Annotated in this window: 13 protein-coding genes and 1 riboswitch; of the genes, 1 reads left to right on the forward strand and 12 read right to left on the reverse strand. The window is 28.7% G+C overall.

Annotated elements, in window-relative coordinates; all coding sequences use genetic code 11:
• Positions 1-191: 191 nt before the first annotated feature.
• The 3 genes from Q0V24_RS15995 to Q0V24_RS16005 form a co-directional block, all read right to left on the reverse strand.
• Positions 192-494 (reverse strand): hypothetical protein, encoded by a 303-nt coding sequence (locus Q0V24_RS15995; protein WP_297522999.1) that lies wholly within the window; start codon positions 492-494, stop codon positions 192-194.
• A gap of 145 nt (positions 495-639) precedes the next feature.
• A complete protein-coding gene (locus Q0V24_RS16000) occupies positions 640-1905 on the reverse strand; it encodes an Nramp family divalent metal transporter (protein ID WP_297523001.1) in 1266 nt (421 codons plus the stop codon).
• A gap of 351 nt (positions 1906-2256) precedes the next feature.
• Complete coding sequence (locus tag Q0V24_RS16005; protein ID WP_297523003.1) at positions 2257-2691, reverse strand: DNA starvation/stationary phase protection protein; 435 nt, start codon at positions 2689-2691, stop codon at positions 2257-2259.
• A gap of 282 nt (positions 2692-2973) precedes the next feature.
• On the opposite strand from Q0V24_RS16005, the gene traF reads away from it, so the two are divergent.
• Positions 2974-3324 (forward strand): conjugal transfer protein TraF, encoded by a 351-nt coding sequence (gene traF / locus Q0V24_RS16010; protein WP_297523005.1) that lies wholly within the window; start codon positions 2974-2976, stop codon positions 3322-3324.
• 90 nt (positions 3325-3414) lie between these two features.
• Here the strand turns inward: traF and Q0V24_RS16015 are convergent, their stop codons facing one another.
• The 9 genes from Q0V24_RS16015 to Q0V24_RS16055 form a co-directional block, all read right to left on the reverse strand.
• The gene (locus Q0V24_RS16015) at positions 3415-4038 is read right to left on the reverse strand and encodes an EcsC family protein (RefSeq protein ID WP_297523007.1); all 624 of its coding nucleotides are present in this window, start codon (positions 4036-4038) and stop codon (positions 3415-3417) included.
• Positions 4039-4174: 136 nt separating this feature from the next.
• Entirely contained in the window at positions 4175-5221 is a 1047-nt protein-coding gene (locus Q0V24_RS16020; RefSeq protein ID WP_297523009.1) for a Fic family protein, read from the reverse strand.
• A gap of 196 nt (positions 5222-5417) precedes the next feature.
• Positions 5418-5852 carry a hypothetical protein gene (locus tag Q0V24_RS16025; RefSeq protein ID WP_297523011.1) on the reverse strand — a complete coding sequence of 145 codons (435 nt, stop codon included), beginning with the start codon at positions 5850-5852 and terminating at the stop codon, positions 5418-5420.
• 483 nt (positions 5853-6335) lie between these two features.
• The gene (locus Q0V24_RS16030) at positions 6336-7121 is read right to left on the reverse strand and encodes a hypothetical protein (RefSeq protein WP_297523013.1); all 786 of its coding nucleotides are present in this window, start codon (positions 7119-7121) and stop codon (positions 6336-6338) included.
• A gap of 129 nt (positions 7122-7250) precedes the next feature.
• Positions 7251-7335: riboswitch (cyclic di-GMP riboswitch) on the reverse strand.
• A gap of 91 nt (positions 7336-7426) precedes the next feature.
• Entirely contained in the window at positions 7427-8245 is an 819-nt protein-coding gene (locus Q0V24_RS16035) for a protein-ADP-ribose hydrolase (RefSeq protein WP_297523015.1), read from the reverse strand.
• A gap of 17 nt (positions 8246-8262) precedes the next feature.
• Positions 8263-9126 carry an NAD-dependent protein deacetylase, SIR2 family gene (locus tag Q0V24_RS16040; protein WP_297523017.1) on the reverse strand — a complete coding sequence of 288 codons (864 nt, stop codon included), beginning with the start codon at positions 9124-9126 and terminating at the stop codon, positions 8263-8265.
• Positions 9127-9265: 139 nt separating this feature from the next.
• Positions 9266-9895 carry an NAD(P)-dependent oxidoreductase gene (locus Q0V24_RS16045; protein WP_297523019.1) on the reverse strand — a complete coding sequence of 210 codons (630 nt, stop codon included), beginning with the start codon at positions 9893-9895 and terminating at the stop codon, positions 9266-9268.
• Between the two features lie 464 nt (positions 9896-10359).
• On the reverse strand, positions 10360-11586 hold the full coding sequence (fliB, locus tag Q0V24_RS16050) for a flagellin lysine-N-methylase (RefSeq protein ID WP_297523020.1): 1227 nt from the start codon (positions 11584-11586) through the stop codon (positions 10360-10362).
• Between the two features lie 154 nt (positions 11587-11740).
• Positions 11741-13057 (reverse strand): (2Fe-2S)-binding protein, encoded by a 1317-nt coding sequence (locus Q0V24_RS16055; protein WP_297523022.1) that lies wholly within the window; start codon positions 13055-13057, stop codon positions 11741-11743.
• Between the last annotated feature and the right edge of the window lie 283 nt (positions 13058-13340).

Here is a 13340-nt window from a genome sequence, read left to right on the forward strand (position 1 = left end):
AAGCAATAAGAAGAAGGCACTTTTCGGTATTATACTTACCAAAAAGTGCCTCTTGTTGCTATCACTAGCTTGTAACTTCAAAAGTTTTTTTAAGTTTTTTATTAGCCCTCTACTTTTATCATCTTGTTCACTAAACAAGAAAATTCTAAAAGCCTCGCTCTCACTATTTATACTTATTCTTCTAAATTATATTAATAGTATCCATTCTCGCAAAGTAAATCATAACAACCATTTACTTCTTCATCAGTAAATAATGATGCATATTCTGGCTTAACAAGAATTGCTTCCATTGTAAGTTCTAAACGCTTCTCTTCTATTAATCTTTCAAAACAATCAGATGTTCTACCTTTTCTAAAAATCTCTTGTGCTGTTCTAACTATTCCAAATTTTTCTACTGTTTGTAGGAATCTAGTCATTTTGCATCCACACTCTTTTTCTGCTATTTCACAGTTTTTAATAACTTCTTGTTGTAATTTTTTTTCTAATGCACTCATTTTATCACTCCTGTAAGCTTAATATTCTATAAATTATAGTTAATATTATTTTAGCATAATTATTATCTTATATTTTTTTCTAGCAAATTTAATTCAAAAAAAATAGTAGTTAAAATAGATTAAACTATTTTAACTACTATAAACTTTATACAAATATACTAGCTGCTGTAATTACTCCAAGAGTACATGTTGCAACGTATATTGTAATTAAGACAATTTTTTCCCACTTCTTAAGTGCATGCTTTTCTGGAAGTGCTTTAAATCCAAGTGCAATTAAGAATCCTAATACTATAGGAAGTAACAGTGAATTAAGAATTTCAACTGCAAGTGTTAAGTTTATAAGTGGCAATCCTGATAGAACTACCGCTGCTGATAAAACTATTACAGCAATATAAATACTATAGAATACAGGTGCTTCTTTCCATGTATTATCAAGACTTGATGGAACATTTAACATTTCTCCAAGTGACCATGATATAGCAAGTGAAACAACTATTGCTGCTATAAGTGCAGCCCCTATCATACCTACTCCAAATAAAATTTTACCAGCATTCTCACCAACAAAAGGTGTAATTGCATGAACTATTTCCTGAACACTATTTAAAGGTGCATTAGGATTAGTTTTTCCAATTGTAGCTGCAACTGCTATAAGAACCGCTGCCATTATAACTTGTGTTATAACAGAACCTATAAGTGTATCTATTCTAGAAGTTTTTATATAACTCTCGTCGACTTTTTTATCAACTACTGCACTTTGTTGATAGAATATCATCCAAGGCATTATAACTGCACCAACGTTAGCTGATATTATAAGCCAATAAGATGCTTTTGCAAATTCTTGTTGTCCCATACCTGCTAAAATTTCTGAAGGTGATGGATGTGACATTATTGCAATTACTATAAAGACTAATTCAAATAACCCTACGAAAATAGCAATCTTTTCAATTCTTTTATACTTTCCTAAGATTGTTATAAGAATTAGTCCTACAGCTGCAAGAGGTACTGAAACCCACTTTGATACGCCAAATAAAATTCCGACGCCTAAAATACCTGTAAATTCTGTAACTAAGGCTCCTACTACTGCTACAAACAATGTTATAACAGAAAACACTTCCCAATGTTTACCGAATATATCTCTAATAAGTTCTCCATGGCCTTTACCTGTAACAACTCCAAGTCTATTTGTAAGTTCTTGAACAAAATAAAGTATTGGAATTAATATGATTTGTAGTAAAAGTAATCTATATCCCCACTGAGCTCCTGACTGAGCTGCAGTTACTATTGACCCTGCATCTGTATCTGCTAACATAACTATCATTCCTGGACCAAATGTTGCAAATAACAGTGATAATTTTTTAAAATTAAATTTTTTCTTATCCTTTTTCATAAGGACACTTGAATTATTATTCATAACTTCACGTCCCTTCTTTATTTATATATACATTAAAATGTAATTTTCCAAAAGAAATTTTCAATAATACTATTATTGCTTTAAATTGCATCTCGTCTGCAAAAAAATCTTTCTTTTAAAACGACTTCCGTACTCATGCTTTTTCTCTTATAACACATATGAATATTAGATTCTCTAACCTATATACTCTACTGTAATCTAACATTCATATATCTATAAAAATATATCACTTAAAGTCTTCAATCTTTTAAGAAGGGCCTGTGTATTAAATACTCTTTATCTAATTTTATAAAATAAGAGCCTACTAAAAATCTTTAGTAGACTCTTACTCTTAAATTTAGTTTCTATTTATTATGCTAAGAATGATTTTAACATCCATATGTTTTTCTCATAATTACTGATATTACTATTCATAAAATCTACAATTGATTGTTTCTTTTCAGCTTCAGCTAGTGCTGATATTTTTTCACAATCATCTTTTAATATTTTGTAATCAGCTAGAACTATTTTCATAGCTTCACTTGTAGATATTTTAGAATCTGGTAACTCTTTAATTGAAGCAAGACTTAATTGTTCTTTTAGTGAAGCCACTGGTTTCATTTCACTTGATAAAAGTAACTCTGCTACAAAATCAACTTGTTCAGCTGCTATATTATATAATTCTTCTAACTTAGCATGTGCTGCAAAGAATCCTTCTCCTGTTACAAACCAATGCAGGTTGTGTAACTTCATGTTCATGACACTCTGATTTGATAAATATACATTTAATTCATTTTGTAATTTCATAATAATACCTCCACGTATTTTCTTCTCTTGTTTATTTCTCTTCTCTTAATTGATATTCAATATCAATTGTTTGTTAATATCATTATATCACATCTGTTAACAATGTCAATGTAATTAATAATAATTATTTGTTAAGTTTTAATACTTCCCTATATTTCTCTCTTAAACCAAGTGATTATGCCATTTAATAAAATAAAAAACATTTAATAGAATATATAACTAATTGATATACTTATTTAATCAGAGTATAATGGTAAGAAAAACACTAAGGAGGAATCAATTATGTTTGGAACTAACACATTTGAAAAAGATATAGAATTACTTACAGAGGTCCTTTCAGAAAAGGCAGATATATTATTAACTAACGAGGAATCAGCAGTAGTTTTCATTGGTAGAGGATCTTGTCCTTACTGCCGTAAATTTGCTAAAACATTAAACAAAGTTGTAAAAGATATTAACTCAACAGTTTACTTTGTAAATAGCGAAAACTTCTCAGATAAAGGTATTAGCTCATTTAGAGAAAAATATAGCATCCCAACAGTTCCTGGATTTATAGTTAAGAAAAATAGAGAAATCGAAGTTCGTTGTGATTCTTCACTTTCAGAAGAAACAATAATAACTTTAGCTAACTAAGAACTAGATTTAAAATCTAAATATATATTTAGATTAAATATATAAGAAATACCCTTAGATATTTACATAATATCTAAGGGTATTTTATCTTTATGTAAAAAGTTTTTTAGCAGTCTTACCTATAATTCTAGTACCAAGTCCATCCACAGTTCCACCAATAACACCACCAACCAAAGGTATCGCCTTACTTAAATTAACTACACCTTTTTCTCCAAACTTAGTTAAAAGTCTAAAACCAACCTTTTGATTAATACCTTTAATAACCTCTGCCGGTATTTTTCTAATCAAAGCAGATGTCATTCCATGACCTATTTTAACACCACTTTTCTTTAAAATTTCTGCTGCACCTTGCCCAGTTAAAGCTAGGAAAACCATAGTTCTTACTTGGTCATCCTTCAAATCATATCCTCTCATACTCGCAATAGTTGAAATCATTCTTATTTGTATATATAAAACAGAAGTAATATTTGTAGGTACTGCAATAGGAAGTGTTATAATCCCTCCAAGCCCAGTTAAAAAGCCACTAGTAGCACACTTTGCCTGTTGCCACTTAATAAATTTATCAATAGCCTCATCCGTAGATTTTGTCTTACTCAGATAATTCTGCGCAAGTTCATCTGCACTGTCCATCCCTGGAAGTCCATTTATAGCCTTTTCATAACTCCAATCCATTACTTTTCTAAGTTTTGATTCAGTAAGTGCACTTTTCATCATTTATTCCTCCTATTTATATAAAATAGTATCTGGCAATATAATAAAAAAACGAAGAAAATTTAGTCTATCAGACTCCACTTCTCCATTCTTAGTTATGTGCTATATTAAATTAATTTATTATTTTTAAAATTATATTTTACTTTAATTTTTTCCACTTAGTGTTTCTACCTTTTCCTATAGCTTCTATTTTCCCCTCTTCTTTAAACTTCACAAAAACTCTGTTTATTGTAGCATCTCCTATATCAGGACATATAGTTCTTATCTCACCTTTAGTAAAATGCCCAAGCTTTCCTTCTATAGCCTTTTCTACCCTTTCACTTTTTCCACCCTTAATATTTTCAATACAACCAACTCTATCTTCTAGTTCTTTATATGCTCTTATAATAATCCCAAGAAAATACTCAAGCCAAATATATAAATTATTTTTTCCATCATGCCATAACATTGATGATTTATTTAATGCTTCATAATAAGTTTCTTTACTCTCTTCAATAATTTTTTCTAAACTAATAAACCTTCCAACATCAAAACCATTTTGATATAAAAGTAAAAGAGTTAGAAGTCTAGACATTCTTCCATTCCCATCATTAAAAGGATGTATGCACAGAAAATCTAATATAAATGATGATATTAAAACTAATGGCTCAACCTCACCTTTTGCATTTTGTTTTTTATACTCTTCGCATAGTTTTTCCATATAACTCGGAGTACTAAAAGCATCTATAGGCTTAAATCTAATATAGCTAGTTCCATCAGGTAATATCTCTTTAATTACATTATCAACATTTTTATAACTACCTGCATTTCCTGTAGAAAATTTATATAAATCTCTATGTAATTGTAATAACACAGATGAACTTATAGGTATCCCATCAAAATCACTATGAATAGTGTTTAACACATCTCTATAACCTGCAATTTCACTTTCACTTCTATCTCTTGGCTCTATTTTATTATCCATTATTTCATGTAATCTTTTATTAGATGTATAAATCCCTTCTATTCTATTAGAAGATTCTACGCTTTGTACTGTAGCAATCTTTTCGAGTGCACTTAATATTTGAGGTGATTGCTTTTTATATAAAGTTTGCTTTCCTTTATATTCATTTATAGTAGTTAACATTCTTACTATATTCATTGGTAAAGCTAAGTTATTCAACTTATTATTTTCAAAAGAAATCATAATATATCCTCCCTAATTTATTGCTCATATTCATTATTATCATTTTATCATAAATATAGTCATTTAAGCCTAAATGATAAGGTTAAATGGTAAATGAATATATTCAAAAGCAAATAAACCTTATCATTCGACCTCAAATGATAAGGTTTATTTTAAAATGAGCATATTAAAAGTCAAAAAAACTCACTATAAAAACTTAAATTTTCTCTTCCTCTATATACTTAGGCAAGTTAATACCAGCATCAAGATAAATTTGTTTTATAAGTAAAAACTTATATGTAGAATCAAGAGTCATATCATCTAAAAGTTCTTTAAACATCATAGCACTATCATAAGCAGCTTTTAATTTATCAAGTTTATCTCCTGTATTATTAGTAGTAGTTTTTCTTAGCATATCCTTAGAAGTTTCTTTCTTATAATTAACCTGCATCTTCTCTTCATTAGAAACATAATACCCTTTTTCTCTAAGAGCCGGCATGACCTCTCTTCTTATACAATTCGAAATCGGTCTTGATTTTTGAGCATAACCAAAAAGGTCTGCAACCTCCACAGCAATCCAACAAGGTTTATTATTCCAAACAAAATTATAAAAAATATCATTTTTAAATTGTTTTACTATTAAATCATTCATTAAAATTCTCCTTTATATTTATATATTTAAGGTCCTTACCTGACTGTTCAAGGTTCTTACCGTTCCGACAAGAACCTCATTTACTTATTGCTATCACTCACTTTCAATACTTATATATGCATCAACTCCTATTTTTTAAAATTAAAACAAAAAAATCCCTTCTAGATATAAAACATATCTAAAAGGGGAATATACTTCAAAAATCTCTACACAAATAATCAAAATATTAAAAATCAATAAGCCTTAATGTATAAAATTCAAAAGATTGAACATACTACAAAAAGAGTCTTTGATTTTAGGGTTCCTTAGATAGTTTCTATATCTAGCGAATTTACAAGTGTTTCCGCACTTATAAAATCGAAGGCTTTATTTATTTTGATTTTAGTATGTGTATTAACATATAAATCTATACATATCTTTAAAATAAAAAGCCCCTCAAGATACAAACATATCTTAAGGGGCTATATTTCAAATTTAATTTTATTATCTGATTATTGGAATCTTAACAGTTATTGGCACTGCTGAATCTGTAGCATCACCTTGTATCTTAAACTCAAATTCTGGTCTCCAAGATTCAACGCCATTCATAGCCTGAACTCTCATCTTTACTTGATTAGGTTTAAGAGCATTGCAATAAACAACAGGGTATATACCAAGTCCACTTGTGTTCATCATACTTACTCTAATAAATCCACCAAAACAAGCAGTATTAAACTTTGCATTATCAATATCCATTACAAGGTCAAACCCTTGATTTAACTGCTGAACTGTAACACCATTTGTCATATTTGTAGTGATTGTAGGTGTCCCAACATATAAATCATTATTTACTTCGATAGCTAATTTTCTATCTTTCCCATCAGTAAATACACTTCCATCAATATTCATTACCCACTCACCAACATATTCAATTCCTGAATTTGCCCAGTTAACATTGATAGTAAAATATTCTTTGCTATAATGTACACCCTCTGATATAGAAATATCATAGTTTTGCTTTATAGCATCACTAAACTTATAAGGGTCTGTTGTTGTAAGTTTTACCCCTCTAGGTAAATCTACTTTTAAGTTTATTGAACCTTCACCTCTTATCATCTGTGAATAATCTACAGATTTTAATGATGAATTTAAATCCTCCACAACTCCCTGATTTTGAACACTAGTTACCTGTGCTGCCTGTGCAGTTTGTGCTGGAATAAAAGTAGTAGTCCCGACCATAGCCACCGAACATAAGCTCATAGCTATAAGTCTTTTGATAGTTTTTTTCATTTTCTTTTCCTCCTATATTATAAATAAATTTATAAAATAGATAGAACGCAAAAAACCTATTCATAAGAATAGGTTACCCGAATAAAAACATAAGGAAATCCTTACACTCTCAGTAAAAGTCATTAGACTTTTAGCAACTGGCTGGTATAGCATAACTGCCTTAACCCCTATAGCTTTGCGTCACAAGATTTCTCTTGCTTTGCCTATTCATTTTATAAATTAAGTTTAAAATACTAATGCTATTATGTCAACCATTTTTTTACTATTTATCTAATTATTAGTTAAATAGTATTGATTTATATATATTATAAATGATACTGTAATAGTTCTTTATAAATTTGTTTATCTTTGTCCTTAAAAACATTAAAAATAATTCTATCAAACTTAGAATTATTTTCTTTCATAAAATCTCCAACAGTTTCAACTGCTATTTCAGCCGCTCTTCTATTAGGAAATGAAAACTCTCCCGTTGAAATACAACAAAAAGCTATTGACCTCACTTTATTTTTTAATGCTATATCTAAACAAGCCTTATAACTTTTTCTTAAATCTTCTTCATTTTCAAGATTTAAATCTCCATATACTATTGGACCTACAGTATGAATAATATTTTTAGCTGGTAAATTGTAACCCTTTGTAATTTTAGCACTCCCAGTTTCCTCTCTTCCATCCTGTTTTCTCATAAGCTCATTGCATTCATCTCTAAGTTGAATCCCAGAACTAAAATGAATGATATTATCTATACATTTGTGCATTGGTATAAAACATCCCAACAGGCTATTATTAGCTGCATTAACTATAGCATCAACTTCTAATCTTGTAATATCCCCTTGCCACAAAGATACCTTATCTGCAAAATCTAATTTAGTTTTAGGATACTCTTCTCCCACTGTTTTTATATCATCTAAAATCACTTTTCCCTTAATCTTAAGCTCTTCACACAAAAATTCATTTTGAATTCTTATAAATTCCTCACTTATTTCTTTTGCTGCTCTCACATTCATTAAAGAACGTAAAAGTAACACTTTTTTAATTCTAACCTCTGGAATTTTTATACTACTATACTTTTCCTCTTCACTTATCAAAAACTTAATAAGATAATCTAATTTTTCTTCCCTTACCATAAACTCACCTCTTACCACTACATTTTATCTAAAATATCTGCTAATACTTTATCTATATCCTCATCCATACATATGCTCTTACTCTCTATCTCCTCAGGTGCAATTGCCATACCTTTATTTATTCTCACAAGAGTTGCATTGCTTCCCTCATCTGTTAATCCCTCGAAAGGAAATCTAATTATAGTTGGTGTATTAAAACCTACTCCAAGTTCTAGAAATACAATATTTTTATCTATATTTCCCTGTAAAAAACCATTAAATAATTCTAAATTTTTCATATGTGGCTCTTCAACAAATCTATCATCACATCTTAAATTAGGTATTAAATAATCACCACACTTAGGACATCTTGGTATAAATTTCTCATCAATTTCCTTATCCAAATTTATACTCCCAAGCATATTATCTATCATCTCTTTGTTAGGATAAACATCAGTCTTTGTACAAGGATTTATACATTGAAAAACATCATAATTCCCCTGTGGTGCAAAGATTTTGCTATCATCTAAAAATACCTTCTGAACTTGCCCATCAGCATTAGTTGTACATACAAAATAATTTTTACCTTTCATCAAATCAAATAACTTTTTATAAGGACTCAATATACCAACTTGATATCTAATCTTATCAATATGCTTGCTCCAATACCCCCAATAAGAAAGTGCATTTTCATCATTTAATCTCCAAAAATTTCTTTGAATTTCCATGATTGATCTATATCCTAAATCATAGTATTCAGGAAATAATTCTTTTATAGTTTTTTCACTACCATAATTAATACCACCCGAAGCTGACATTCCAGCTCCTATACCAATTACAACCGCATCTGCCTCTCTAATTTTTTTTGCTATATTATCTATATTCATATTATAATTTTTCATATTATATCCTCTCTCTGCTATCTCATTACCTTAAAAATTAAAACCTTTTGAAATATTGTTTATATCTCAAAAGGCTTCATTCAAATATTTAAATTTAAAAACTCTTATTTAGAATGTCTTAAATCAAATCATTTTTATCTTATTTCTCAACTACTGAAATTCTTTTTTGAATGTTTTGACCTTTTTCAGCCTCATCTACTAATGCAAGAACATAATCAGCATATCCAATAATACTCTCACCATTCGAATTAAGTATTACACTTTCTCCACCAATTAAATATTCTCCTGTTGCTTCTCTATCTACCCTAAAAGCACAAGCTGGGCTAATATATGTCCACTTAACATCATTTCTTTTACGTAAGTTTTCTAATCCTTTACCCATTGCATTTACTAATGGTTTAAACATCTCTGGACAATCAGGTGTATCTACAACCTTTATACTTTGAGCTTCATCTACATATAAAGTTCCAGCTCCCCCAACAACTAATAATCTTATATTAGTTCCTGATAGTATATCACTAACATGATTTAATGATGTAACATGCTGCTCTAAATCCTCTGCTGCCCATACTCCAAAAGCATCCACAACTACATCAAATTCTTTTAAATCTTCTAAAGTTAGATCAAATATTCCTTTAACTATTTCCTTTTGAGCTGCTGTTTTATTTTCACCTCTCACGATTGCTGTAACGTCAAAATTTCTTTTTATAGCCTCATCGACTACTAATCTTCCTACTTTTCCATTTGCTGATATTATTCCTATTTTCATATTTCATTTCCTCCGTATCGGTTGTTTTCTATATCTTTATTATATGCCCAGCCCAAAGAGAAGAAAAGTAGGCACTTACAAGTGCTATAGTATCTTTTAGGATACCTTTAAGTCATTTGAGTGCTTCACAGAAAAAATTTTTTTTAATTTTCACTTGATTACTCAACATCTTATCAGTAATTCCTCTTGGATACAGAGCAAAAGATGATTTCAATGCTACATTATCAAATTTAATATGCAAAAAAACAGAAAGACCTCTAAATAAATTAGATGTCTTTCTATCAATAATAATATTCATGTACTCATAAACTTTTTTTCAATTTTAATTATAACAGAAAACGTTTGCAAATCAATAAAAATATAATTTCAAAATAATTAAACTCATCTAACATTTAATACAATTCTATTAAAATAGCCTTAGGTATTGATATAAATTACCTAAGGCTATTTTAAACTTCATTTACTTATTCTATAACTAATAATATATTTTCCATAAAGTTTATATTATTTAACTCATTCTTTTTTATATGTTTTAAAATCTTTTGAGTATAGCTACTATGATGTCCTACAACCTTTGAAAACAGCTGAATAAACTCAACAATTTCCATAACACTCTGTTTTTTATCATTTATGTCTATTCCCATAAGATAAAACTTAATAAACTCATATCGTAGAAGCAGCATAATATATCCATCAAAAATACTTTGTACTTCTGAGAAAGGAAACATATTTGAATATATAAAGTTAACTAAATAATTCTCAAATATATAACTGTTTTTCTCTATAACTTCTTTATTATATTTTTCAAATTTATCTATGTAAAAATCTTTTTCACTAACAACTTGTGCAAAATTTTCTAAATTAAATGACTTTCTAACTATTTTAGTTAATTCCTTAAACTTATCACTATCAAATTCCTTTTCAATATCAATCAAACCTAATATATTATTAAAGAAATCTATTTGGATAATATAATTCATAGTATTTTTACTATGGCTTTCTTTATCAAATTCTATATCATAATTTTTTATAAAACTATCTAAATTATCATAATTATTTTGTGCTTCATTTTCTACTTCATTTATAAATTCACCTAGAATATAAAGTCTTTCATCTATAGAGTAATTTCTATTTTGAACTATTTGAATACTTAACTCTCTCATCGCATTAAAATGCTCTACAGGTAGCAAGCTTTCCTTATTTTTAGTATTTAATTCTACTGATATAATATGTTTTCCTAAAGATTCCTTCCTCTCCTCAAACTCAATTCCTTCTTCCCTTAGTAGCAGAATTCTTGCAGCTTCAGGACAAGACACATCTAAAGATAATTCATATACTCCATCAACCTTATTCGTTATTCTTGGGAATGATGTACAAACATTTGAAAGATACTCCTCACCAAGATTAGACTGAATAACACAATAATTTTTATCATCTAAAAATGGACATCTTTTCTTTTCTGTTAATTTAACTTTTCCATAATCTATATCATCACAACTACAATACTCATTATTATGTACATTTTTTTGGAACATTTTCTTCATATCAGCATCTTTAACTTTATAATATCGTCTAAAAGTAGTTTTATCTATATCTATATCCCACTCAATACAACAACTATCCGTGCACTCTCCTCCAATACATTTAAACTCTCTAAAATACTTTGGGTATCTCTTATTTACAGTTTTCACAATATCAACTTCCCCTTCAAAAATCTATTTACCTTGCCTTTATTTACCATGATTATACACCCTTAATTATGAATAAAAAAGGGGGCAATAAAAAAAAAGACCCTTACCCCAAAAATGAGAAAGAACCTTTATATCTAATTAGTTTATTTTATTACTATTTTTTTATCTCTATTATATTCTGTATAAGATATTTACACTTTCCACAGCCAGTTCCCGCCCCAGTCATTTTCTGAATATCTTCAACTGTTCTAGCTCCATTTGTCATAGCCTTTCTAATATCACTATAAGTTACTTGCTTGCACTTACAAACCATTCTATTTGAAGGTACCAAAACAGCTGTAACATATAAATCTCCATCAGTTTTAATTGAGTGCTTAATTCCAGCATGAGCAACTATTACATCCCCAACTTCAAGTTTAACTTCCTCATCACCCAAAACTCCAAAACCAGAACCTTTTATACAATAAAATATCTCATCTTGCGCTAAATGGTCATGTAATGGTACTTTCATATCTGCTGTTATATGATAAACCTTTGTTTCAATTTCTTCTCTTACTTTATTTGTATCCATACTATCACTCCTAATCCATTTATTATTTATTTCATCATTCATACTTCTAAACTTAGTTGGGCTAATACTTGTATACTTCTTAAAAAACCTAGTTAAATTAGCAGCCTCATTAAACCCTAATTCATTTGCAATCTCACTAACACTCTTTTGCTCAAAACATAACTTTAGCTTCATCTTTAAAATAAGCTGTTGAATTATATACTGCTTTGCAGATATATCAATAGCACGTCTTGTCATTAAATTAACAGTTTTCTTAGACACATGCATCATATCAGCATAGCCCTCTACCGTTTTTTCATCACTAAAATGCTTCTCTACAAGCTCTACAAACTGCATAAATATCTCATTCATCTTCTCATGTTTAGATTTATTTTCCTTAAAGATACTTCTAAACATAATTGTCCCTAAACTCTTAAGTATACCTGCAATTACCACATAACCCATAACCTCATCAAAATTTAAATACATTTCACTTACTGTCTTAAATAGTCTTTCTAACATTGAACTATACTTATGCAATTCCTCAAATTTAATATGTGGATTCATATAACTTTGCTTAAATAAATCCTTAAAATCAGAATTTTCATTACTCAAAAACTCACATAAAAATCCCTCAGTAAACATAACTAAATAACCATCAACATTATCAAACTCACTATATTTATGGATTCTATTTCTTGAAACAACTAATGCTTCACCCATTTGAACCTTATATTCTAAAAAATCAATTTCATGAGTATATTCACCACTTGTAATAAAAATTAAATTATAAAAATCAGTACGAGAATGCTTTGCTATTGAAGTTTGGTTAGCAATATCAAAAAACTCCTTTAAAGATATAATCTCAAAACCTTTATTCGTTTCTTCATTCCTAAACTCAATTTTTTTTACTTCATCCATAATATCCTCCTTATATTGCTTTCTTACTCAATATAAAATCCGTTGCAACTATCTTAATTATATAATTCTTCACTAAAATTAGTAATAGCAATACCACACTAAAAACTATCAAAACGAAACCTTTGATTTTCTAATAAACAAAAAGAATCCTATCACAAGTTTGTGATAGGATTCTTTTATATAACTTATTATTAGAAGTTTACATCTTCACCATTATAAACTGCTATGAATAATTTCTTCATTTCTTCAACTGAAACACTTCTTGGATTTGTTCCTGTACAAG

The sequence above is a fragment of the uncultured Clostridium sp. genome (genome assembly GCF_947039605.1).
In the GTDB taxonomy this organism is placed as follows: Bacteria; Bacillota; Clostridia; order Clostridiales; family Clostridiaceae; genus Sarcina.